Annotated in this window: 21 protein-coding genes; 5 read left to right on the top strand and 16 right to left on the bottom strand. The window is 59.0% G+C overall.

What is annotated here, in order from left to right; all coding sequences use genetic code 11:
• Both cysG and mgtE read left to right on the top strand, forming a co-directional pair.
• Positions 1 to 1,401: a siroheme synthase CysG gene (cysG, locus tag G5179_RS17240; RefSeq protein ID WP_421258796.1), complete on the top strand. Its 1,401-nt coding sequence runs from the start codon at positions 1 to 3 to the stop codon at positions 1,399 to 1,401.
• 146 nt (positions 1,402 to 1,547) lie between these two features.
• Positions 1,548 to 2,972 carry a magnesium transporter gene (mgtE, locus tag G5179_RS17235; RefSeq protein WP_421258795.1) on the top strand — a complete coding sequence of 475 codons (1,425 nt, stop codon included), beginning with the start codon at positions 1,548 to 1,550 and terminating at the stop codon, positions 2,970 to 2,972.
• An 81-nt stretch (positions 2,973 to 3,053) separates the two neighbouring features.
• Here the strand turns inward: mgtE and G5179_RS17230 are convergent, their stop codons facing one another.
• On the bottom strand, positions 3,054 to 3,995 hold the full coding sequence (locus G5179_RS17230; protein ID WP_421258794.1) for a hypothetical protein: 942 nt from the start codon (positions 3,993 to 3,995) through the stop codon (positions 3,054 to 3,056).
• Positions 3,996 to 4,355: 360 nt separating this feature from the next.
• On the opposite strand from G5179_RS17230, the gene G5179_RS17225 reads away from it, so the two are divergent.
• Positions 4,356 to 6,347 carry a bifunctional 2',3'-cyclic-nucleotide 2'-phosphodiesterase/3'-nucleotidase gene (locus G5179_RS17225; RefSeq protein ID WP_421258793.1) on the top strand — a complete coding sequence of 664 codons (1,992 nt, stop codon included), beginning with the start codon at positions 4,356 to 4,358 and terminating at the stop codon, positions 6,345 to 6,347.
• Positions 6,348 to 6,612: 265 nt separating this feature from the next.
• On the opposite strand, the gene G5179_RS17220 is transcribed toward G5179_RS17225, so the two are convergent.
• The 4 genes from G5179_RS17220 to G5179_RS17205 form a co-directional block, all read right to left on the bottom strand.
• The gene (locus tag G5179_RS17220) at positions 6,613 to 7,578 is read right to left on the bottom strand and encodes an ABC transporter permease (protein ID WP_005340795.1); all 966 of its coding nucleotides are present in this window, start codon (positions 7,576 to 7,578) and stop codon (positions 6,613 to 6,615) included.
• A gap of 2 nt (positions 7,579 to 7,580) precedes the next feature.
• On the bottom strand, positions 7,581 to 8,699 hold the full coding sequence (locus G5179_RS17215) for an ABC transporter permease (RefSeq protein ID WP_005357011.1): 1,119 nt from the start codon (positions 8,697 to 8,699) through the stop codon (positions 7,581 to 7,583).
• Positions 8,699 to 10,264 carry an ABC transporter ATP-binding protein gene (locus G5179_RS17210; protein WP_421258792.1) on the bottom strand — a complete coding sequence of 522 codons (1,566 nt, stop codon included), beginning with the start codon at positions 10,262 to 10,264 and terminating at the stop codon, positions 8,699 to 8,701. The genes G5179_RS17215 and G5179_RS17210 overlap by 1 nt, the downstream gene beginning before the upstream one ends.
• 85 nt (positions 10,265 to 10,349) lie before the next feature.
• Positions 10,350 to 11,348 (bottom strand): BMP family lipoprotein, encoded by a 999-nt coding sequence (locus G5179_RS17205; protein ID WP_005340803.1) that lies wholly within the window; start codon positions 11,346 to 11,348, stop codon positions 10,350 to 10,352.
• 507 nt (positions 11,349 to 11,855) lie between these two features.
• Between G5179_RS17205 and uvrD the strand changes: the two genes are divergently transcribed.
• Positions 11,856 to 14,027: a DNA helicase II gene (gene uvrD / locus G5179_RS17200; RefSeq protein ID WP_158114110.1), complete on the top strand. Its 2,172-nt coding sequence runs from the start codon at positions 11,856 to 11,858 to the stop codon at positions 14,025 to 14,027.
• An 80-nt stretch (positions 14,028 to 14,107) separates the two neighbouring features.
• Here the strand turns inward: uvrD and G5179_RS17195 are convergent, their stop codons facing one another.
• From G5179_RS17195 to ydfZ, 4 genes are all read right to left on the bottom strand, one after another.
• Positions 14,108 to 14,659 (bottom strand): HEPN domain-containing protein, encoded by a 552-nt coding sequence (locus tag G5179_RS17195; protein ID WP_421258791.1) that lies wholly within the window; start codon positions 14,657 to 14,659, stop codon positions 14,108 to 14,110.
• Positions 14,656 to 15,822: a DUF262 domain-containing protein gene (locus tag G5179_RS17190; RefSeq protein ID WP_421258790.1), complete on the bottom strand. Its 1,167-nt coding sequence runs from the start codon at positions 15,820 to 15,822 to the stop codon at positions 14,656 to 14,658. Before G5179_RS17190 ends, G5179_RS17195 begins: the two co-directional genes overlap by 4 nt.
• Positions 15,823 to 15,997: 175 nt before the next feature.
• The gene (locus G5179_RS17185; RefSeq protein WP_421258789.1) at positions 15,998 to 16,528 is read right to left on the bottom strand and encodes an REP-associated tyrosine transposase; all 531 of its coding nucleotides are present in this window, start codon (positions 16,526 to 16,528) and stop codon (positions 15,998 to 16,000) included.
• Between the two features lie 277 nt (positions 16,529 to 16,805).
• Positions 16,806 to 17,003, bottom strand: coding sequence for a putative selenium delivery protein YdfZ (gene ydfZ / locus G5179_RS17180; protein ID WP_005342516.1), 198 nt, complete (start codon positions 17,001 to 17,003; stop codon positions 16,806 to 16,808).
• A 312-nt stretch (positions 17,004 to 17,315) separates the two neighbouring features.
• Here ydfZ and G5179_RS17175 point away from each other — a divergent pair, with 312 nt between their 5' ends.
• The gene (locus G5179_RS17175; RefSeq protein ID WP_421258788.1) at positions 17,316 to 17,816 is read left to right on the top strand and encodes a DUF1993 domain-containing protein; all 501 of its coding nucleotides are present in this window, start codon (positions 17,316 to 17,318) and stop codon (positions 17,814 to 17,816) included.
• Positions 17,817 to 17,914: 98 nt separating this feature from the next.
• Here the strand turns inward: G5179_RS17175 and G5179_RS17170 are convergent, their stop codons facing one another.
• The 7 genes from G5179_RS17170 to G5179_RS17140 all read right to left on the bottom strand — a co-directional run bounded on the left by G5179_RS17170 (position 17,915) and on the right by G5179_RS17140 (position 24,158).
• Positions 17,915 to 18,427 (bottom strand): cupin domain-containing protein, encoded by a 513-nt coding sequence (locus tag G5179_RS17170; protein ID WP_124928175.1) that lies wholly within the window; start codon positions 18,425 to 18,427, stop codon positions 17,915 to 17,917.
• 125 nt (positions 18,428 to 18,552) lie between these two features.
• Positions 18,553 to 18,915, bottom strand: a complete 363-nt coding sequence (locus tag G5179_RS17165) for a cystatin domain-containing protein (protein ID WP_026034886.1) — start codon at positions 18,913 to 18,915, stop codon at positions 18,553 to 18,555.
• Between the two features lie 100 nt (positions 18,916 to 19,015).
• Entirely contained in the window at positions 19,016 to 19,672 is a 657-nt protein-coding gene (locus G5179_RS17160) for a DUF3313 domain-containing protein (protein WP_216949941.1), read from the bottom strand.
• Positions 19,673 to 20,062: 390 nt separating this feature from the next.
• Entirely contained in the window at positions 20,063 to 21,193 is a 1,131-nt protein-coding gene (locus tag G5179_RS17155) for a spermidine/putrescine ABC transporter substrate-binding protein (protein ID WP_421258787.1), read from the bottom strand.
• A 57-nt stretch (positions 21,194 to 21,250) separates the two neighbouring features.
• Positions 21,251 to 21,886: a LysE family translocator gene (locus G5179_RS17150; RefSeq protein ID WP_236398573.1), complete on the bottom strand. Its 636-nt coding sequence runs from the start codon at positions 21,884 to 21,886 to the stop codon at positions 21,251 to 21,253.
• Positions 21,887 to 21,926: 40 nt separating this feature from the next.
• Positions 21,927 to 22,748, bottom strand: coding sequence for an AraC family transcriptional regulator (locus G5179_RS17145; protein ID WP_421258786.1), 822 nt, complete (start codon positions 22,746 to 22,748; stop codon positions 21,927 to 21,929).
• Between the two features lie 198 nt (positions 22,749 to 22,946).
• Positions 22,947 to 24,158, bottom strand: a complete 1,212-nt coding sequence (locus tag G5179_RS17140; protein ID WP_216980247.1) for a 3-deoxy-D-manno-octulosonic acid transferase — start codon at positions 24,156 to 24,158, stop codon at positions 22,947 to 22,949.
• Between the last annotated feature and the right edge of the window lie 143 nt (positions 24,159 to 24,301).

The raw sequence follows: 24,301 nt of genomic DNA, 5'->3' as shown, positions 1-24,301 counted from the left end.
ATGGACTACTTGCCCATCTTTTGCCGACTCGACAACAAACCCGTGCTGCTGGTCGGCGGCGGCGAGGTGGCGGAGCGCAAGGCGCGCCTGCTGCTGGATGCCGGTGCCCAGCTCACAGTGGTCGCGCCCAAGCTCGACCCCGAGCTGGCGGAGCTGGCTGCCAACGGCAGCATCGAGTGGCTGGCCGGTGAATTTGCGCCGCAGCAACTGGCGGGCAAGTGGCTGGTGGTGGCCGCCACCGATCGGCGCGAGGTGAATGCGCTGGTCTACCAAAGCGCCAATCAGGGGCGGATCTTTGCCAACGTGGTGGACGACCCGAAACGCTCCAGCTTCATCATGCCGTCGATCATCGACCGCTCGCCGCTGATGGTGGCCATCTCCTCCGGTGGCAAGGCGCCGGTGCTGGCCCGGCTGCTGCGGGAAAAACTGGAAGCCCTGCTGCCCCAGCATCTGGGTGCCGTCGCGGCCTTCGCCGGCAGCCTGCGGGAGCGGGTCAAGGCCCGCTTCGCCAGCATGGGGGAGCGGCGCCGCTTCTGGGAGCGGCTGCTCGGGGCAGACCAACTCGGGCAGGCACTGGCGCGGGGCGATCACGCCTCTGCCCACCAGCTGGCCGACAACCTGTTTGCCGATGAAAGTCACTCCCGTGGCGAGGTGGTGCTGGTGGGGGCTGGCCCCGGCGATCCGGGCCTGCTCACCCTGCACGCCCTGCGCCAGATGCAGCAGGCTGACGTGGTGGTCTATGACCGGCTGGTCTCCGACGAGGTGATGGCGCTGGTGCGCCGCGACGCCAAGCGCATCTTCGTCGGAAAGCAGGCGGGCAACCACTGCGTGCCGCAGGAGGGGATCAACCAGCTGTTGCTGGAGGAGGCGAAGAAAGGCCAGCGGGTGGTGCGGCTGAAGGGGGGCGACCCCTTCATCTTCGGCCGTGGCGGCGAGGAGCTGGAGACGCTGGTCGGCAGCGGCATCGGCTTTCAGGTGGTGCCCGGCATCACCGCAGCCAGTGGCTGCGCCGCCTACGCCGGCATTCCGCTCACCCACCGCGACCACGCCCAGAGCGTTCGCTTCGTCACCGCCCACGGCAAGGGGGGCGCCCGGGATCTCGACTGGCCGCTGCTGGCCAAGGACAAGCAGACGCTGGTGTTCTATATGGGACTCTCATCCTGCGCCACCATCCGCGAGCAGCTGCTGGCCCACGGCAAGGCGAGCAGCACCCCGGTGGCGCTGATCGAGCGCGGCACTCAACCCTGCCAGCGGGTCATTCGCGGCACCCTTGATGAGCTGCCCGCGCTGGCGGTGGGGGTCGAGAGCCCGGCGCTGATCATGGTGGGCTCGGTGGTGACTCTGGCCGACCAGCTCGCCTGGTTTGGCACGGCACCGCAGGTTCAGCGAGCCCTCGCCTGAGGGCTCCTCGTCAAACGATCATGAGGCCACCAGCAGGTGGCCTCACTTTTACCCCCCTCTTCTCCCATCACGGTCATAACCTGTTGTTTTAAGTCTGGTATCCTATGGGCATTGAGCCCTTGGCTACCATCTCAGGAATTCATCCCATGTCTCTTCCCATCAAGAACAGCGCCCGGCAGCGCGCGGATGACAGATCCCGCATTCTCACCCTGCTGCTGCGCGATGATGCCCTCACCGACAGCCTGCTCGATCCGCAGGTGGTGCAGGATGCCGAGCAACGCGATCAGACCAGCGAACTCACCACACTGGTCAACGGGCTGCCTGCCGCCGACGTCGCCGATGCGCTGGAGTCGCTGCCGCCCGATGAACGTCATGCCCTGTGGGCACTGGTGGAGGAGGACAAGCGCGGCCAGATTCTGGTCGAAGCGTCGGAGACGGTGTGGGACAGCCTCATCAGCGGGATGAGCGACAAGGAGCTGCTGCACGCCCTGCGCACCCTGGATATCGACGACCAGATCTATCTGGGCCAGTACCTGCCGCGCAACCTGATGGGGCGGCTGCTCACCTATATGGCCCCCGCCGACCGGGATCGGGTACGCGAGGTGATCCGCTACGGCAAGCACACCGTCGGCGCCATGATGGACTTCGAGATCATCACCATCCGCCCCGAGGTGACGCTCGCCACGGTGCAGCGCTATCTGCGCCTGCGCGGCAAGATCCCCGCCAACACCGACAAGCTGTTCGTCATCGACCGGCGCAACCACCTGCTGGGGGAGCTGGCCCTCACCACAGTACTGCTGCACAAGCCCGCCACCCTGGTGAGCGACGTGATGGAGCGGGATCCGGTCACCTTCGATCCGGAGGATAACGACGAAGCGGCCGCCCGCACCTTCGAGCGGGATGACCTGCTCTCCGCCGCTGTGGTGGATGGCAAGGGCAAGCTGATGGGCCGCCTCACCGTCGAAGAGGTGGTGGATCTGGTCTATGAGGAGAGTGACACCGACCTGCGCCGGATGGGGGGTATCAGCGAGGATGAAGACGTATTCGCGCCCGTCTCCAAGGCGGTCAAGACCCGCTGGGCCTGGCTTGCCATCAACCTCTGCACCGCCTTTGTCGCCTCGCGGGTGATCGGCCTGTTCGAGCACACCATCTCGCAGCTGGTAGCACTGGCGGCGCTGATGCCCATCGTCGCCGGGATCGGCGGCAACACCGGCAACCAGACCATCACCATGATAGTGCGGGCGCTGGCACTGCAGCACATTCAGGCGGGCAACCTCTCCTTCCTGCTGCTGCGGGAACTCGGCGTCGCCTTTATCAACGGGCTGGTGTGGGGCGGCACCATGGGCATTGCCACCTACCTGCTCTATCAGGATGCGGCGCTCGGCGCCGTGATGACCCTGGCCATGATGCTCAACCTGCTGGTAGCGGCCCTGATGGGGGTGATTATCCCCATGACCATGACCCGCCTCGGCCGCGACCCGGCAGTCGGTGCCAGCGTGATGATTACCGCCATCACCGATACCGGCGGCTTCTTTATCTTCCTCGGGCTGGCGACCCTGTTCCTGCTGTAAACCGTGCGTTGAAAACAACAAGGGAGCCACTGGCTCCCTTGTTGTTTCAGGCGCGTTTGCCCGCCCCTGCCGTTGGGCTGCTTATCGCTTGTCAGCGGTGATCAGCAGGCCATTGGTGTCGGGGAAGCCGATGACCAGCGCCTCTTTTTTGGCATCCGCGGTATAGGTGGTGACATAGGCGACGCGGTTATCCATCGCCCGGGCCAGAGCAGCATTCCAGAGGTTTTCGATCGGCGTGGCGGCAGCGGATTGCTTGAAGGTGCACTTGCCAAACCCGGTCATGGTCAGCTTGCTCAACCCGGCAGTGGCACTCCCCTCGCCCACCAGCGTACAACCTGCCGCCGGGAACTCGATCGCCACCGTCAGCTTGCCGCCGTTGTTGGTGGTATCCACCTTGCCCACCATGTCGCTGCTGAAGCCATCGCTGCCCGTGGCGCTCCAGCTGGCCGTGGTCACCGCTTTGGTGGTCAGGGCCGTCACCGCCACATGACCGCTGAAACCGGAATAGATGGGGGAGTTGTCGGAGAACTTGGTGCCGGTTCGGGTGAAATCAAAAACCCAGCGCTTGATCTCCTTGCCCTGCAGATCGATGACCGGCTGATCCTGGAAGGTGATGAGGTTGTGGTCGTTGGTCGCCGAGCTGAGCGCCGTGCTGGTGCCGAGCCGTTCGCTGTTGCGGATCAACTGCACCGGGTAGATCCCGTCTTTGTCGGCTTTCTGGTCAGCCTGACCCAGCCACTGGCTGTTGGTCTCGACCTTGCCCACCTGATGATCCACCCAGACACCCCAGTACTGCACGGTTTCACCCTTCGGGTAGACCAGCGCCAGACCATCCAGATCCTTGATCATGCGCGGCGTCGCCTTGTCGCCGTCGCGGCTCATCAGATTCGCTTGGTAAAGACCCGCCTCCGGCAGGGCCAGTGGCACCCGCTTGGCAATGCTGTTGGCAGCTTTTTCGCTGTCACAGGCAGACAGGGCCGCAGCGCAGGCGATGGCCAGCAGCGCTTTGTTGTGCATTTTCATGAGTTTTTATTCCTTGCTGTCGCTTTGTAATTTTTTAGATGCAATCAATCGCCGCTGAATTTAAGGGAAAGGTCATCAATCAGTCGAATGGAGATCTGTAACCAACCATTACAGCCTCGCAGGAGCGGCAGGCCGCGCAGCTTGCCCCGACCGCACTGCGGTGACGACAGGGTGACTCACGGCGGAAAAGCAGCGAAAGTAGCGGCCCTGAATAAAGACAAAAAAACAGATGAAAATCAGAGCCATAACTCTATTAACAGGAGGGTAATTAGCCCGAATTGCCAGCCTGCTCACAATAGGATTCTTTTGCTGTCGATAGAATGCACCACGCTGGCATACCCATAACAAGAGAATCCAACAATGAAAACCACCCTCAAACTGAGCGCGGTGGCAGTTATCTTTTTGCTGTCCGGCTGTGACGACAACAACTCTCAGGCCCCCGGTGATCTCACCCTGCGGCTGATCGAAACCTCTGATATCCACTCCAACCTGCTGAGCTACGACTACTACCAGAACAAGCCGGATGCCTCGCTGGGCTTCGCCCGCACCGCTGTGCTGATCCGCAAGGCACGCGAAGAGAACGCCAACAACTTGCTGATCGACAACGGCGACCTGATCCAGGGTACCCCGCTGGCCGACTATATCCACGACCAGCAGGTCAAACAGCAGTGGCTGAGCAAGCAGACCCACCCCGCCATCAAGGCGCTCAACACCATGAGCTATGATGTCGGCAACCTGGGCAACCACGAGTTCAACTTCGGTCTCGACTTCCTCTCGGAGACCCTGAAAGGGGCCAACTACCCCTACATCAACGCCAACGTCTTCCAGGCCGATGCCTTCAGCCGTGATGGCAAGGGCACCATCGACTGGAGCAAGCAGAAGTTCAAACCCTATGTGGTGCTGGATCGTCAGGTGAAGGATGCTAACGGCAATACCCAGACCATCAAGGTCGGGGTGCTGGGCCTGACTCCGCCCCAGATCACCCAGTGGGACAAGCGCAATCTGGAAGGCAAGGTGGTGGTGGCCGATATGGTCGAAACCGCCGAGCACTATGTACCCGAAATCCGCGCCAAGGGCGCAGACATCGTCGTAGTCGTGGCCCATACCGGCATCATAGGTGACCCGCGCGAACCCATGATGGAGAACGCCGCCCTGCCGCTGGCCAAGGTGAAGGGGGTCGATGCCCTGCTGCTGGGCCACGCCCACCGCACCTTCCCGGGCGATTACCCCAACATGACCGATGTGGACAACGAGAAAGGCACTCTGGCGGGCGTACCGACCGTGATGCCGGGCGTCTGGGGCAACCACCTCGGCATCATCGACCTGCACATGACCTGGAAAGAGGGTCGCTGGGAAGTGGCCTCCAGCCAGTCCCAGCTGCGCAAGATCGACAGCAGCGCCAGCAGCACCGAAGATCAGGCGGTAGTCGATCAGGTCATTGCCGAGCACGAGCAGGCCAACCAGTGGCTGGACGAGCCCCTCAGCAAGATCACCAAGCCAATCCACAGCTTCTTCGCACTGGTACAGGATGACCCCTCCATCCAGATCGTCAGCGACGCCCAGCTGTGGCACGCCAAGAAACTGCAACAGGATGGTCAGCTCAAGGAGAAATGGCCCATCCTCTCCGCCGCCGCGCCATTCCGCGGCGGTCGCAACGGCCCGACCGACTTCACCTATGTACCGGCTGGCGATATCTCCCTGCGCAACGTGGCCGACCTCTATGTCTACCCCAATACCCTGCAGGTGGTCGCCATCAATGGCGCGACCGTACAGGAGTGGCTGGAGAAGAGTGCTGTCCAGTTCAACAAGATCGATGCCGCCAGCACCGCCACCCAGTGGCTGGTGAACGAGAAGTACCGCACCTACAACTTCGATGTGATCGACGGTGTGAACTATCAGGTCGATGTGACCAAACCCGCCCGTTACGATGTGGATGGCAACAAGGTGAGCGACAGCTATCGCATCACCAACCTCACCTATCAGGGCAAGGCGATCGACCCGACCCAGATGTTCTACGTGGTGACCAACAACTACCGCGCCAGCGGTGGTGGCAACTTCCCGGGCATCAACACCAAGGTGATCGTCCATGAAGATCAGTTCGAAACCCGCGAAGTGCTCTCCGAATACCTCAAGGATCTGGCAGAGAAGAATCCGGCCGGTTTCGAGCCCCCGGCAGACAACAACTGGCAGCTGGCCCCCCTGCCCGCCAATCTGGATCTGCGCATCTACAGCTCGCCACGCAGCGAGGCTCAAGCCCTGACCGGCGGCAAGCTGAACTATGTGGAGACCCTGCCACCCACCGATGCCAAACACCCCGGTTTTGGCGTCTACAAGCTGGTGCTGGCCCCCTGAGCCACACCGCTGACCCAGCAATAACCAGTGCAACCCCCTCCTGATACGAGGGGGTTTTTGATGGTGCAGGCAGAGGGTCAGCTCTTGTACGCCAGCCGCTACCTGCGGCAGTTCACGCAGCCCCTTTATCCCTTCACGCCATCGCCTCCCTCTATCACACCATCCAGATCCCGGTTGGTCTGCCCCATACCGCCCATAAAAAAACAGGCCCACCGAAGTGGGCCTGCAGTTATTTGCGTGGGTGGGAGTATCGCGATAGAGGGCGCTACTCCCGCTCCTTCACATAAGGTGTACCAAGCGCCTTGGGTGCCACCGCACGGCCGATAAAACCGGCCAGCAGGAACACGGTCAGGATGTAGGGCAGTGCCTCGATGGCCTGCACCGGAATGGCGAAGCCACCGATGCTGACCCCTTGCAGGCGGATGGCGACCGCATCGAGAAAACCGAACAGCAGACAGGCAGCCATGGCATTCCAGGGGCGCCACTTGCCGAACACCAGCGCCGCCAGCGCCATAAAGCCCTTGCCCGCACTCATGTTGGGGATGAACTGGGCCGTCTGGGCGACCGCCAGATAGGTGCCACCGATACCGGCCAGCAGGCCGCCGATGAGGAGCGCGGTGTAGCGCATCCGCACCACAGAGATACCGGCGGTATCGACCGCAGCGGGCGCCTCACCCACCGCCCGCAGACGCAGACCGAAGCGGGTACGGAACATCACCCACCAGGCCAGCGGTACGCAGGCGAAGGCCACGTACTCCAGCAGGGAGTGGCCGCTCAACAGCTCGCTGTAGAGCTGGCCGATCACCGGCACATCCCACAACTCCTTGGCATAGGGCAGATCGATGGGGGCGAAACGGGCATCACCGGAGAGCGCCGGGGTCTGGCCACCCTGATCGAACCAGTAACGGCCCAGGGTTACGGTCAGACCGGCCGCCAGAATGTTGATGGCCATACCGCTCACCACCTGATCACCGCGGTGGGTGATGGTGGCAAAGCCGTGCATCAGGGCAAACAGGATGGAGACACCCACCCCGGCACCCAGACCTACCCAGGCAGAACCGGAGACCGCCGCAGCCGCACCACTGGCGAACGCTGCTGCCAGCAGTTTGCCTTCCAGCGCGATATTGACCACCCCGGAGCGCTCGCAAAACATGCCGGCCATGGCGGCGAGAATGAGGGGCGGCGCGGTACGAATGGTCGCATCCAGCATCAGGATCAGAATTTCAAACATGATCAGACTCCTTTAGCTTGCGCGGCTGAGCGGTTGGCAAACGCCAGATAGAGCTGCTCGATGCGTGGACGCATCATGTGCTCAAGGGCGCCACAGAACAGGATCACCAGACCCTGCAACACCACCACGATGTTGCGGTCGACACCGAACTCGAAGCTGAGCTCGGCGCCCCCCTGATAGAGGAAACCGAACAGCAGGCTGGCGATGATGACGCCGACCGGATGGTTGCGCCCCATCAGCGCCACCGCGATACCGGTGAAGCCGAACCCTTCCACAAAGTTGAGCTTGATTTGGTGCAGCTCACCCTGCAGCACGTTGAGGGCAAAGAAGCCCGACAGCATGCCGGAGATGACCATGGCCAGGATCACCACCTTGGGATAGGAGATACCGGCGTAGGCGGAGGCGCTTTGGCTGGCGCCGACCGAGCGGATCTCGTAACCCCAGCGGGTGTGCCAGATAAAGACCCACACCAGCGCCGCACAGATCAGCGCCCAGAAGAAGCTGATGTTGAGCGGGCTATTGGGGATCTCCATCCCGAACAGGTTCGCCAGCCCGCTCATCTTGGGCAGCCAGCTTGCTTCGGCAAACACCTTGCTCTCGGTCGCCATCGAGCCGGGCGGCTTGAACACCTCCACCAGCAGATAGGCCATCAGCGAGGCGGCGATGAAGTTGAACATGATGGTGGTGATCACGATATGGCTGCCGCGCTTGGCTTGCAGCCAGGCCGGAATAAAGGCCCAGGCCGCACCAAACAGACCGCCGGCAATGATGGAGAGCGGCAACAGCAGGGCAAACGGCAGCACATCGCCGAGCATCAGACAGACCAGACCGACACCGAGCCCGCCGATATAGGCCTGACCTTCACCACCGATATTGAACAGACCGGCGTGGAAGGCGACCGCCACCGACAGACCGGTAAAGATAAAGCCGGTTGCGTAGTAGAGGGTGAAGCCGACCCCTTCACCGGTACCGAACGCGCCGTACCACATGATCTTGGCGGCATCGACCGGGTTGATGTCGAGGTAGTAGAACAGAATGGCCGACACCAGGAAGGCCAGCAGGATGTTGACCGCAGACAAGACGCCTACGGAGACCCAGGCAGGAATACGTACTTGGCTCATCAGTGGGCCTCCTTGGCAACTTCATCCGGCACTATATTCGCCATCATCAGGCCGATAGTGCGCTCGTCCGCTTTGGCGGCATCCAGCTCGCCGACGATGCGACCGTCGGCAATGACCAGAATGCGGTCTGCGAGGCTCATGATCTCGTCCAGCTCCACCGAGACCAGCAGCACCGCCTTGCCCTTGTCGCGCATGGCGATGATCTGCTGGTGGATATACTCGATGGCGCCGATGTCGACCCCGCGGGTCGGCTGGCCGATCAACAGCACATCCGGGTCCTGCTCCACTTCACGGGCGATCACCAGCTTCTGCTGGTTGCCACCGGAGAAGTTGGCGGTCTTGTGATCGGGATGGGGCGGGCGCACGTCCCACTTCTCCATCTTGGCCTGACAATCCTGCTGGATCGCCTCCTTGTTCTGCAGCCACCCCTTGTTGTATTGCGGACGGCGGTGATAACCGAGGATAAAGGCCTCTTTCGCCTCGAAGCGGTTGATCAGCCCCATCTTGTGCCTGTCTTCCGGCACATGGCCGAGGCCGTAGTTGCGCACCAGTTCGGGATCGGCCGGGTGCTCCGCGCTCACTTTGTGCACACCGCTGCGGCTGCTGATGGTGAAGCCCCCCTTGCTCGGCTTGAGAATGCCGCCAAGCAGGCTGAGCAGTTCGGACTGGCCGTTGCCGGAGACCCCGGCGATGCCGACCACTTCACCGGCCCGCACCTCGAAGCTGACCGATTTGACCCGCTCCACTTTGCTGGCATCGAAATAGCTGAGCCCTTCGATCTTCAGCTTGGCTTCACCGGGTTGGGTTGGCCCCTTGTCGACCTTGAGGCGCACCTTGCGGCCCACCATCAGTTCGGCCAGCTGCTCCTTGTCGGTATCCTTGGTGGCGACGTGTGCCACCATCTCGCCACGGCGCATGATGGAGACCTGATCGGTAATGGCCAGGATCTCCCGCAGCTTGTGGGTGATGAGGATGATGGTCGCCCCCTGATCCCGCAGCTTTTTCAGCACCTCGAACAGGTGATCCGCCTCTTGCGGGGTCAGTACCCCGGTCGGCTCGTCGAGGATCAGGATGCGGGCGCCGCGATAGAGCGCCTTGAGAATTTCGACCCGCTGTTGCAAGCCAACCGGCAGATCTTCGACCTTCTCGTGCAGCGGCACGTCGAGGCCATAATCCCGCGCCAGTTCGCCCAGCAGCTTTTCGGCTGACGCCACGCTCTGCTGAAGGTGCCAGCCGTTCTCAGCGCCGAGGATGACGTTTTCCAATACGGTGAAGTTATTGACCAGCATGAAGTGCTGGTGAACCATGCCCACGCCTGCGGCAATCGCATCTTGTGAGCCGTGGGGTTTGAAAGGATTCCCGTCGATCAGCATCTCGCCTTTGTCGGCATGGTAGAAACCATAAATGATGCTCATCAGGGTGGACTTACCGGCGCCATTTTCGCCGACAATGCCGTGGATACTGCCTTTGCGAACCTTAAGGTCGATCAGCTTGTTGGCGTACACTTCGCCGAACCGCTTATCGATACCTCTTAATTCGATGGCATAGCGATCTGTCTGGTCCATGATGCAGCCCTGCGTTTCATGAAATAAGACTAAAAACCGGCCCGTGCGGGCCGGTGGTGCGTTGAGAGTCGTAGCAACTATCTAATTAGTATTTGCAGGTGTTATCGCTCATGTAGTCATGAACCTTGACCTTGCCAGCGATGATTTCGGCCTTGATGGCATCCACCTTGGCTTTCATTTCCGGGGTGATCAGCTTCTCGTTGTCCTTGTCGAGCGCCCAATCCACACCGCCTTCGGCCAGACCTAGGTTCTTGATACCCGGCTTCCACTCGCCTTTGGCAGCGTCATCCCAGGTCTGGTAAGCGGCCAGACCCACAGACTTGACCATGGAGGTCAGCATGGTGCCCGGTTGCAGGTGGTTCTGGTTGGAGTCCACCCCGATGGCGAACTTGCCGCTGTCCTTGGCTGCCTGATAGACACCGATACCGGTACCGCCAGCTGCGGCGTAAACCACGTCAGCACCTTTGGCGAACTGGGACTTGGCCAGCTCGGCACCTTTGGCCGGGTCAGCAAACGCGGCCGGGGTAGAGCCCGCCATGTTCTGGAACACTTCGATCTTCGGATTGACGAACTTGGCACCCTGCTCGTAGCCGCACTGGAATTTGCGGATCAGCGGGATATCCATGCCGCCCACGAAGCCGACCTTGCCGCTCTTGGAAGCGATGGCAGCCAGCGCGCCCACCAGGAAGGAACCTTCATGCTCCTTGAAGATGACGGACTGGACGTTCGGCTTGTCGACCACCATGTCGATGATGGTGAACTGGGTTTTCGGGAATTCGGTCGCTACTTTCTCGACGGCAGAGCCCATGTTGAAACCGACCGCCACGATCGGGCCGTTGCCACGGCTGGCCAGACGACGCAGACCCTGCTCGCGCTGGGCTTCGTTCTGGGGTTCAAACTCTTTGACCTTGACGCCCTTGTCCTTGTTGTAGAGCTCGACGCCGTTACGGAACACGGCTTCGTTGAATGATTTGTCATACTTGCCCGCGGTGTCATAAATGACGGCTGGCTCGGAAGCAGCCTGAGCAGAGAGAGCAGCGAGAGTGAGGGAGGCCACAGTGGCCAGCTTGAGCACTTTAGTCACGATCGTATCCTTGATTGTTATTAAGTGAGGGAACTTGCTTGCCTGTCAGAGCAGGCTATCTAGCACGCAGGCTTACTCTAAGTCAGCCCCGATGCGGGTCAAGCAAATGATAAGGGAAAAACGTTTGCGTTAACGGTTTGAATTCTAAGCAAATAACCTTATAAGCAGTTGTTTTTTAGCTACTTTTCAGTTTTTTATGCTAACAACCAAAAGACCCAAACGACATTTCTCTTATTGTTCAGCAAGTTACTGTAAACCGTTTTCCCCTGTTATTCATCCAGCCCCCCGGCAAGCCCGTGATCCGGCTCGCAAAATCCCCACAAACCGCGCGAGCAAGAGTTGGCTACAGCTGGGAACCTCAGCCCCCTCTTCTTTCTGTGCTAGCCAAAATTGGCCGCATCGGCGCCCCTGCAAGTCCCCATCTCGCCCCTCCCCCCGAGTTTGGATTTGGTCTGGCAGGGGGGATGGCCGTATAATCCCCGCCTGTATAAATAAACAGGAGTGGTGATGGACGTTTCAACCCTGCTCGACGGGCTCAACGACAAACAAAGAGATGCCGTTGCGGCACCCCGCAGCAACCTGCTGGTGCTGGCCGGTGCCGGCTCGGGCAAGACCCGGGTGCTGGTGCACCGTATCGCCTGGCTGATGCAGGTGGAACGCTGTTCACCCTTCTCCATCATCGCGGTCACCTTTACCAACAAGGCGGCGGCCGAGATGCGCGGCCGGGTCGAAAAAGTGATCGGCGACGGCGTGCGCGGCATGTGGATCGGCACCTTCCACGGTATCGCCCACCGCCTGCTGCGGGCCCACCATCTGGATGCGGGCTTGCCGCAGGATTTCCAGATCCTCGACTCCGACGACCAGTACCGTCTCATTCGCCGGGTGCTCAAGGCGCTCAACCTCGACGAGAAGCACTGGGCCCCGCGCGCCGTGATGGGCTACATCAACGGCAAGAAAGATGAAGGCTTGCGCCCCGGCGACATCGATCTCTACGGCGACCCCGTCACCCGCACCTATCAGCAGATCTACAAGACCTATCAGGAGACCTGCGATCGCTCCGGTCTGGTGGACTTCGCTGAACTCTTGCTGCGCGCCCACGAGCTGTGGCTCAACAAACCCCACATCCTCGAGCACTACCGCGACCGCTTCCAGAACATCCTGGTGGACGAGTTTCAGGATACCAACGGCATCCAGTACGCCTGGCTGCGGATGCTGGCGGGCAACAGCGGCAAGGTGATGATCGTCGGCGACGATGACCAGTCCATCTACGGCTGGCGCGGCGCCAAGATCGAGAACATCCAGCGCTTCCTGACCGACTATCAGGGGGCCGAGACCATCCGCCTCGAACAGAACTACCGCTCCACCGCCAATATCCTCAAAGCCGCCAACAGCGTCATCGCCAACAACGCCGAGCGCCTTGGCAAGGAGCTGTGGACCGAAGGGGCCGAGGGCGAGCCGATTTCGCTGTATGCCGCCTTTAACGAGGTGGACGAAGCGCGCTTCGTGGTCGGTCGTCTCAAGGATTGGAAGGAAAAGGGCGGCCTCCTGGCCGACTGCGCCATCCTCTATCGCTCCAACGCCCAGTCACGGGTGCTGGAAGAGGCGCTGATGCAGGACGCCATGCCCTATCGCATCTACGGCGGCCTACGCTTCTTCGAACGGCAGGAAATTAAAGACGCCATGGCCTACCTGCGGCTTATCAACAACCGCGGCGACGACGCCAGCTTCGAGCGGGTGGTCAACACCCCGACCCGCGGCATCGGCGATCGCACCCTCGAGATCCTGCGCGGCAACGCCCGCGATCAGGGGCTCAACCTGTGGCAATCGGCCAAGGCGCTGCTCAACGACAAGGTGCTGACCGGTCGCGCCGGCAATGCGGTGCGCGGCTTTGTCGATCTCATCGACGCGCTGGAGGAGCAGGTCGCCATGCTGCCGCTGCACCAGCAGGCAGATATCGCCATCCAGAACTCCGGCCTCAAGGCGATGTATCTGGCGGAAAAGGGCGAGAAATCCCAGGCACGGGTAGAGAACCTGGATGAACTGGTCACCGCCTGCCGCCAGTACCAGCGCCCGGACGAGCTGGAGGATATGAGCGATCTCTCCGCCTTCCTCGCCCACGCGGCGCTGGAATCCGGCGAGAATCAGGCGGATGAATATGCCGATGCGGTGCAGCTGATGACATTGCACAGCGCCAAGGGACTGGAGTTCCCGCTGGTGCTGCTGGTCGGCGTCGAGGAAGGGATGTTCCCCAGCCAGCAATCCACCGAGGAGTCGGGCCGGCTGGAAGAGGAGCGCCGCCTCTGTTACGTCGGCATGACCCGCGCCATGGAGAAGCTCTACATCTGTTATGCCGAGAGCCGCCGCATCTACGGCCGCGAGATGTTCCACAAGCCGAGCCGCTTTATCCGCGAAATGCCCGCCGAGTGTCTGGAAGAGATCCGGCTGCGCACTCAGGTCAGCCGCCCCACCCAGTACGGCCGCTTTAGCCAGAACGAGGTGCAGCAGAGCTTCGACGCCAGCGGCATCAAGCTCGGCCAGCGGGTGCTCCATCCAAAATTCGGCGAAGGGGTGGTACTCAACTTCGAAGGGGTCGGCCAGCAGAGCCGGGTGCAGATCCAGTTCGACGACGTCGGCGCCAAGTGGCTGGTGACGGCGTATGCCAGATTGGAAGCACTTTGATTTCTTCCGCTTTTTAAAATAACCAACCCGACTTAGGCCGGGTTGGTTATTTCAAACATTACAATAGAATATAGGGTCAATTAAGTAATCGTCTGCTGACCTTCCCTATATTCTACAATAAGAGCAGGCAACCTATTAATAAAGTTGTTGTTGGCATTTATAAATTTGTTATAAATTTCCTCTGCTGTATCACTCACTTGAAATAAGGCATAGTTCTCATGTGCAAGCTTATTTCTAAGACGTCCAATTGATATGAAGTCAGAAATGGCTAACGACAACTCATCTGACTCCCTAACTTTGGTTGCCATATACGATTTAAATCCATCCCCCATCAATGAGAAAAACTGATTTGCGTTACTTGAATCCCAATTAAACAATGTGTGATATTGTCTTGTAAGTGCCTTCCTAGAAATAAATTCTTTTGTTAGCTCACAATTACTTGGATTTAGGTTTGTTTTTATTTCTTCAACTACCCGCGCTTCAAAAAAACTAGCTGCCGATAGAACCATTATTTTTGAAAATTGGGATTTATACTCTGTCGCAAAGCTAATCATCCCTTGCCCAAGAAGGAAGTTATAGTTATCAATGTAATCCTCATACATTGATTCTATAGCCGTAAATCCATCATTCATTGGTAATGCCTATTATATATTTCTTTAGCACGTTCTAAGCGTTTAAGAACAGACTCTTTCCGTGTTGTTTTCCCTGTGCTGTAACGCATAAAGTCAGCATCATTGCGTAGGTCCCAAATATAACGCTTCGTTATTTTATTTACAGCTACTGTCTCCGCCATATAAGAATCTATACAGGAAGCATAAAATGCAGATTCAAAGAGAGTGATGCTTAAACGATGAGATCCTGCAACGAAATCGCTATCTTCAAGGTCTTCACATGCATCCATGAATGCCCCCCACAAATCACCAATGAGCTTAATGGTTTCTGGTGTGAATTTCTTAGCCTGATTAGAAAAACTATTAAGAAAACCTGATATTGATCTTTTATAACTCTCAGAGTTAACTAGCATCGCAACAGTTCTTAAAATAGCCTCAACATCACTTAGACGCAGATCTTCCTGCGGTTTCCCCAAGAGAGCTCTCCATCTTGCATTCTTATTTAGCTCCAATAGCGAAATAATAAATGGTGATTGATATAGGCTCATTCTAATCTCTTGTGGCGCCAAGTTAACACCACCACTGTTCAAACGGTTAAAGATCTCGAACATGGCACCATCTTCATCATCACCAGCAACTGGCTTTATCACCATATTTCTTATGGTTGCAAGATTAAGCGTCATTTGATAGTCGCCTAACGTTTCATAGTTTTTTCCATGAAATCTATTTTCCTGCCCTTCAAATACGCCATCTAATTTTAAATTGAACTTTTGGAAAAACTCATCATCCGCCATTATCTCTTCAGGAATATAGCCATGAGCATCAAATATATCTCTCAATTCAGAACGTTTTTCTTTTTTAGGGAAGCGACCACTTACAAAATAATAAAGTGACATTAGTCTTTGCTGCCCATCAATCACTAAAAATTCATTTCTACCACTTTCATAGAGGAAGACTTGTGGTATAGGTAATCCAATTAGCAGTGACTCTATTAGCTTGGATGCCCTCTTGATATCCCATACATAATGCCGTTGAAACGCAGGGATTTTGAATACCTTTGACTTTATAAATGAAATAATGGTTAGTATATTAAAGTCATTAGGTGTTGTTGTAAGTTGAAATTCATTTATTGGGTAGCTTTCATCTTCAGCGTCGGTGTAACTATCATTATTGTAGGCGTCCATATATATAACCTTTCATAATTTAAATTTATGATATATTGCCCCATCTGAGTCGAATAGGTCAATGGGTCATCGACTTAATAAAAAGCTGTAGGTTCGATTAGCGAAGCGTAATCGGACGATCGCGTAAGACGTTCGCGTAATCGGTCGCTTACAACGGAACAATCCTGTTAGGGGTTTACTCCAATCCCCCCAACGCCCCATCCACCGACCCACACCAATCCGATGGATAGACGCCGCTCGCCACATAACGATGGAAGGTGGAATACGGCCAATCGGCCACCCGCGTGACATGACCATGTTTGAGCGGGTTGATATGGACGTAATCCATATGGCGGCGGTAATCCTGCTCATCCCGGATCAGGTGCTCCCAATAATGGCGCTGCCAGATGCCCCGCTCCCCGTGACGTAACCGGGTCTGGCTGCGCCGCTCGTTCAGCGGCAAGGCACGGGAAAAGTGGCTTTTGATCAACCGCCACCGCAGGGGGAAATCGGTGTCCCCCTCCGGCAAAGAGAGAATGCAGTGGAGATGGTCGGGCAACACCACCCATGCGTGAATGGCGAAGGGGTGAGCCTGTTGCACCTTGGCAACGCTGCGGCGCAGCAGGTCGATCTGCTCCACCAGCAACCGGTTGTTGCGCCGCTCCAGCAGGTTGACGGTAAAGAACCAGGTTCCTCCGGGCCACCATGCCCGCCGCCAATTGGCCATCCCTTTCCCCTCGTTGAGACTGAAAAGCCAAGCATAGCCTTGCCTCACTTCGATCTGCTTGCGGGCCGTGATGGTACGGATGTTCCATTACACGATTGTTCGATTACGCGATCGTCCGATTACGCTTCGCTAATCGAACCTACACGATGACTCAATGCAGCTTGAGGCGATGTAATTGATGGGTGGGTAAAGCAGAGAGGGGAAATCAGAAACCCGGCCGCCAGATGGGACGCGGCGGCCGGGTGAATTGTAAAGAGTAGGGTGACAGGGAAAGGGATCAGCCTAGTCTAATCAACTCGATGGGGGCGTAGCGCTCACCGGAGTTTGCCAGCAGCACGCACTTCTCATGCTCCGCCTGATAGGGGGTCATATTGTCGGTGTGGGCCTCTTTCAGAAAGTCGACTGCGCCAGTGGCGGCAATCATGACGCGCTGACCCAGGTTCAGCACATTGCGGTTACGGTCATAGATCTTCATTTCATTCTCCTTTTCTTGTGTCCTGGCGGATGCGCAGGCGTCTGTCCAGGACAACGGCATTCAGCCTACGCTTCTGAAAAAAGGTGATTTATGTCACAGATCAAAAAAGGGGGCGATATGGGACTCACAGGTTCAGAAAGCGATCATGGCCCCTTGGCCAGCGGCTGTCGCGCGAAGTAGCGCTGCCCTGCCCTTTTCGTCGTAGCGGGCTCGAACCCGGCAGCGGTTGGGGTATATTGGTGGCCGATTAGCCAGTCTCATTCACTGTGGCCGCGCACGCGGGCCGCTGTTTCAACAAGATGGAGAGTGCTCATGAATCGCGATATCACCGCCCAGTTCATCAAGATGCTGACCAATCTGGATCACTGTCTGGCCAAGGCCGAGGCCCACGCCGCGGCGAAGCAATTCAACGTGGACAACTTCTTCGGCGATCGGCTGATCGTCGATATGCTGCCGCTGTCCAAGCAGGTGCTGATCTGCTGCGATTCGGCCCGCGCCGTGGTCGCCACCGCCAGCCACAGCGAACTGCCGGCCATGGGCGATGATCCCAAAACCATCGCCGATCTGCGCGCCCATATCGGCAAGACCATCAGCTATCTGCAAGGCAAGCTGGACGCGGACTACAGCCAGTATGCCAGCGGTCGCTACGTGCCCCACTGGGCGGGCGGCAAGGGGATGGATGGCCATACCTGCGTCCATGAGTACGGCATTCCCAACTTCTACTTCCACCTCACCATGGCCTACGCCCTGCTGCGCCGCGCCGGGGTCGATCTCGGCAAGCGCGACTATCTGGGCGGGCTCAACCTGCAATAAGCGCTGCCCACTCGGGGCGAACAGATAGCAAAAGCCTGCCATGCGGCAGGCTTTTTTATATCGGGTGGTGCTGGGCTGGTGCGCAGAAAGGCTGCGCCCTAGAAGGGGCCATTGTTCTCGCGCAGCTTGTCGGGCAGGCCATCGTGATCACCCAGCTCGCGCTCGGGCACGTCATCCCAGTGCAGCTTGCCAAGGGTGATATTGCGCTCGGGATGCACGGCGTAGTGGATGCGGTTGTCCTCCCGATCGGTATCGCCGATGCAGAGCAGCCGGACAGTCTCTTCGGTGTTGTTGATAAAGGCGTGGGCCAGCCCGTCACCGGCCTTGAAGCCGACCGAGTCGCCCGGTTGCAGCCGATAGAGCACGCCATCGAGCCAGACATCCGGCGTCCCTTCCAGCACGTGAACAAACTCGTCTTCGGTCTTTTCGGCATGGGGCCAGCTGGTGCGATGGCCGGGCTCGACAATCTCGTGGTGAATGCCGATGCGGCTAAAGCCGAAGTGTTTGCCGAGGGCACAGCCGCGAGAAAGGGGCTCCTGACTGCCGGAGTAGTAGCGCGGCGTCTGCTCTTGCAGCTCGCTCCAGTGTTTGATGCAGGGGTGGCGATTCATAGCGGTTCCTTTTCCATGAGGATGCAGTCACGGGAAGGGTCATCCTGACTGTCAGAATGCGGGGAGAAAAGCAGAAATTTTCTGGTCAGATGAGCCCCTCTGACGAGGGGCTCAACAAGCAGGAATTACTTGGCCTTGACGCAAGGCAAGGGAGGAAGCTCGCCCTGTGCAGCCGTGCGGGTCATCTGGTAGTTGCCGGCAAGATCCCGATAGACACGGGTGTTCCACACCTCTCCGTTGTCGAGCTGGAACTCGATGTCGTAGTTGACCCCGGAGACCACCTGGCTGCGCACCTCGCGGATGCTCTGCAGTTTGGCGGCCGTGTTCATGCGAGCCAGCACGCTGGCCAGCGCAGCCTCTCCTTCAGCATTGGGCAACGGCTGACTCTGCCAGCCACCCGCCATCGGTGCACACTCCGGCGTGGGTGACGAGGTGCTGCAGGCACTCAACAGGCCAGCAACAAGGATGGGTAACAACACGCGTTTCATATCATTTTCTCCTGCCTGCAAAATGACCACCTTATCAACATCTTGCCATTATTGCAGCCCAAAAGGCTCCCGCTGCGCCCCGCTTGGACGCACCAATCGATCAGCGCCCCAGATTATCCGCCAGCTGTTTGGCGCGGCTGGCCGCCCACTGGTCGATCATCTTCTCCATCTCCTCGGCGGTGATGGGCTCATCCTTGTGGGTAGTATCCGAGCTCTCACGGGCATCCATCACCCGCACCAGCAGCTTGCCGCTCCGGGAGTCGAGCAGCTGGGCCATGCTGCCCACCTTGAGCAGATAGGGCTCCTTGCCGATCACTTCGCGGGTGACATTGATGGCGATCTTGGCCGGCAGCAGGTCACGCAGCTTGGGGTCGGGGCGGGTCAGGTCGAAGTTGGTGACGGCGGCCTGGATCCGCATCACTTTCGGGCCGGGGGCGGTGGCGATCTTGACGCCCTGCTTGATCAGCTCGCTCTGGAACTTGTCGTGGTAGTAGCGGCCAATCTGGTTCTGTTCATTGGCGGTCAGCAGATACCACTGGCCGTTCTCCTGCCGGATAAACTGCAGCGGATCGAGCAGCACCTCATTGTATTGGCGCAGGTCAACGCCTGGCTCCTTGTAGACACGCTGATTGGGGTTGCTCTCGCTCTGCTGGAAGGCAGTCAGCGGGATCGCCTGCAAGCTGTGAGATACCTGATTCTTGACGGCGCAACCACCCAGCAGGGCCGCAGCCACGGCAACCATCACGACCTTTTTCATATTTGCTCCTGCATTTTAATGTTTGTTTTTGCTGTGGATTTAGCACCACATGGCTGGAGAACCCGTGCCGGATGCCGCCAATGTCACAGAGAAATAACCTATTCACCACCTTCCCACAAGGGACAGATCAGGATTGTTCAGCTCACATCCAAGTTGTCACAATTGAGGCACTTTTGTACAGGGTCAGCCAAGGTACGAACGGCAATCTGGCGAGGGTTCGGTTGTTTAATCCGGCTAAATGGGGCTGCGGTAAGCGCTCAGTTTTTTCAAACGATGTGAGCCCGCGAGCGGCGTGAGTTGAACGGGGGAATACCCTGGAACGGGTGATGACCGATCATCAACCATCTTGCGCAAACTTGCCTGCTGCCGGAGAAGCGGCAGGCTCATTCATCAGTTATCGAGATCCCAGGGGCACTGCTTGACCAGCCCCTCTTTGCCGCTGGCGACGATCGCCTGCTGCACCATCCGTTTGTAGCGATTCTTGATATGGGCGGGCAACGCGGGCACCAGCAGCCGCTCGTCAAACTCCGGCAGCGGGCGATCCGGCAGCACCGCCTGCTCCTGTGGGCTGAGGGGCGGCCGGGAGGCCATATTGCTGGCCGAGATGGTGGGCGTGCCCACCAGCATCTGGCGTTGCAGCGGCGCGCTCAGCAGAAAATCCACCAGCAGGTAGGCGGCCTTGAGCCGTGCGGGATCATCCCCGACATGGCGGGCGATGGAGATCGCATCGAGGGCATAGATGGCCCCCTCCTGCACCATGGCGATCCGCCACTGCTGATCGTTCTGCTTGTTGCACTCCACCAGCTCCAGCCCCCAGGTAGTGGCAAAGGTCTGCTGGCGCAGATCCTCGCAGCGGTTGGCCTGATTGAACCAGAAGCCGCGACTGGCTTGCAGCCGCTGCGAGAGCTGCTGCTCCACCTCTTGCTGCAAGGTCTTGTCGGCCAGCATCTCGCCGCTGGCAAACAGGGCGGGCGACTTGCCCAGCGAGAGCAGCACCGAAAAGAGCAGCGGCTCGAACTGGTCGCAGAACTCGGCAAACTGGCCCGGCGGCGAGCTGTTGGCGAGCACCTGCCAACTGGTGGGCGCTTGCGGCACCTGCTTGCTGTCATAGGCGAGGCTGAACATGGCGTAGGAGAAGGGCACCGAGTAGTTGCGCTCCCCCTGCTTGTCATACTCGGTGTTCTTGAGGGCGTGCTTCACCTCGCCGTAGTGCTGCAGGCGGCTGAAATCGATGGGGAGCAGCAGCTTGAACAGTGGCTGGTGATGGGCCTTGTAGAAGTAGCTGGTCGGCAGCACCACATCGGCGCTGCGGGTGCGCAGGGCGCGGTAGACGCTGTCGAAATCGGTCAGCAGCGGCTCGATCCGGCTGACCGTCGCCTCCACCCCATGGGTTTTGGCGTAGTCGGCAAACTGTTGTTCATAACCCGCTGGCAGATAGCCCCACTCCAGCAACTTGAGCTGAACCGGGGCCGCCAGCGCCGGGGTCATCCCCAACAGCCAGCAAAGAGGCAGTAGACGCATGGCCGGGTACTCCTGACAGGTAAACCTTGTTGGAGTATAGGCCCATGCGCCGACTCGTCAGGCCACCAGCTCGGCCCCCATGCTCACCAGAATGGAGAGGCTGACCACCGCAAACAGCACGCCTGTCACCAGATTGAGTGGCCGCTGCACCCGCAGCAGCAGGCGCTGGGCACGCTCGGTGGAGAGGCTCCACGCCAGCAGCCCGAACCAGCAGAGGGAGATGATGAAGAGCTCTCCCACCAGCAGGCTGCGGGTCATTCCGTCCACCTCTGGCGTCACCATGGCGGCCAGCAGACCGATAAAGAACACCAGCGCCTTGGGGTTGAGCAGGTTGGTGGCAAGGCCAGTGCGCACTCCCCTGCCCCAGCCGCGCAGCTCGTTGGCGGCGCTCTGCATCACGGGACTGCTCTGCTGCCGAGCTGCCATCAGGGCGCCCCACCCCAACCAGCCCAGATAGAGGGCGCCGCAGCACTTAATCACCATAAACAGCAGCGGATGGCTGGCAATCAGCATGCTGATCCCGGTCAGGCTCAGGGTAGCGTGCACCATGATCGCCAGCGAGATGCCCAGCGCCGCGCCAAGGGCGGTCGGCCGGTGCAGGCTGGTGCGCAGGATCAGGGCGAAATCGGGGCCGGGGCTGGCCAGTGCAATCAGGTGCATCAGGCCGAGGGTAACGAACAGACTGGTCAGCATAACAACTCTCGCTTTAACGACGGAGAGCCAGCATGGCGGATCAGCGGGGGGCGCGGCTTGTAAAAGATTGCATCTGGGCACGAAATTCGGCGGGCGTCAGACCGAATGCCTGGCGAAAGCCGTGGTGGAAGTGACTCTGATCGAAGAAACCGACCGCCAGCGCCACCTCGCTCACCGCCATCCCGCTCGCCAGCAGCCGCTTGCCCTGCTCCAGCCGCAGCCGTTTCAGCCAGGCGTAGGGAGTCATGCCGCTGCGCTTCTTGAATTGGCGCAGGAAGGCGAAGCGATCGAGCCCGAGCAGCCCCGCCAGCTCTTCCAGCGAGTGGGGCTCGTCGAGGGCCGCCATCAGGTAGTCGCGCAGGAATCGCAACTGGGGATCCGCCAGCTGGTGTACCTCGGGGGCCAGATGCAGCAGTTCCCCCAGCAGGGCAAGCAGCTGGCTCTCGATCAGCAGGCCATCGGCCTTGGGGTTGTCGAGATAGCCGTGCAGCTGGGCAAAGCCCAGATAGAGGTCGGGGCGGCTCTGCAATCCCTTGTCGAAGAAGGGTTCCGGCTGCTCCGGCAGCCAGAGCGCCAGCTGCTGCGGATCGATGGCGAAGACCCTCACCTCATACCCTTCCGGCAACAGGCTGAGGCCGTCGTGCACCTCGTCCGGGTTGACGGTAGAGAGCACCCCGCGCACCAGATGGTGGCTGTTCCCCTTGTGGATAAACTTCTGGCCACCCCGCTGCACCAGCCCGATATGGTAGTCGAGATGGACATGGCGGCCATAGCTGAACGCCCTGTGGTGGGAGTGTGACAGCTCGACCCCCGGCAGGTGCGGGGATTGCCAGTAGCGGATAAGGGAATCGGTGGTATTCATGGGTTATAGATACACCGCAAACAAGCTGAAAGCTTGTAGATTATTGCATTCCGGCTATGCCCTTGCAGCTGGTGCAATGGCCACCAAAGCAGGTCGGCTACGCCACCAGCGATAACCGGCAACCACAACCCGCTTATTGAGCTACGGAAAAAGCAAAGGGAGGCATTACGCCTCCCTTCGACTGATCACACAACCCAGTTACTTGGGTTGCAGCTTCATCTCCTGCAAATACTCCTGCACCTGCTGCTTGTAGTCCGCCTGATAGGAGAACTTGGTGCTGTCGCTCGCCGCAATCAGGTTCACAGCGGTGCAGAACAGGGTGGCTGCCAGCAGCCCCTTGCCAACCCACTGAGGATGGTTGCGGCTCCAGCTAACCAGCAACAGCAGGATCGGGAACAGGGCATAGGGGAATATCAGCATCAGGTGCCAATAGTTAAAGATGATGGGCGAGAGCGCCGCACTCACCAGCACAGCCAATACGGCCGCCAGCGCATAGAGGCCGAGCCAGCTCGTGCCGTCCACTGATGCACGGTCGCTGCGCAGCAGACGCGGCTTGAGATCCCGCCACAGTTGCCAGTTGGCCTTGGCCGCCAGCAACACGGTGGCAGAGCCCACCCCGTAGATCACCACCCGCCACAGCCAGACTGCTGTCATCTGCAAATATTCATGACCCGCCAGCCAGATGAACTGGGTGTCGTTGACCAGCTTGCTGGCAAACAGCCAGGAGCCGTAACGCAGCCAGTAGATCACCGATTTCAGCACCGGATAGACATGCACCAGCCCCCATCCGATATAGCGCTGACGCGCTTCGGGATCGACGTTCTGGGTGATATGGCTGTTGCTCATCACTTCCATGGCGTAGGGGATCAGAGATGCACCGATCAGCAGGGCAGCGACCACCACCCCGCTCCAGCTCACCTTGAGGATGCGGCGCCAGAAGAGGTAGGTGGAGATCACAGCCAGCAGCGGCCAGGAGTAGTGCAACTGCATTGCCATACCGATAGCCAGCAGGTGAACAATCATGTGCCAGAATGAGGCCCGATCGCGCATATGCCAGGCCGACCAGCAGTGCATGGCCGAGAAGAGGAAGAGATAGGAGGGGTTGTAGAGCAAACTCTCATACTGGAACCAGGGGTTGAGCCAGCAGAGCACCAGAAACAGCAACCGCGCATTGCCCTTCGATACGGGGTCAACAAACACCTGGCGGATAACCGCATCAAATAGCAGAAAACCGACCAACCGCATCACCAGCAGCAACACCATGGGGGCATAGGGAGAATCCCACAGTAGCAGCGGCCCACCAATCAGCCAGGCCGACAAGCTCCCCGGCACATTGCCCACCGCACTCGCCGCATTGCCATAGCTGAGCCAGACCCCCTCATAGGCTCCAAGGTAACCCTTGTAGAGCATCTGGGTCTGGTCGCCGGTGAGGAGCTGATTAACAGAAAACAACCAGGAGAGCAGCAGCCCGGCAAATATACAGGCCGCGAATAATGCGTTATGGTAGCGCCCACTAAGACCAATCATTGATCCACACCTATTGAAAAAATTGC

It is taken from the genome of Aeromonas sp. 600886 (assembly GCF_049174935.1).
Classification (GTDB): domain Bacteria; phylum Pseudomonadota; class Gammaproteobacteria; order Enterobacterales; family Aeromonadaceae; genus Aeromonas; species Aeromonas veronii_A.
The sequence above is the reverse complement of the archived record's forward strand: the minus strand, read 5'-3'. Positions and strand labels throughout refer to the sequence as shown.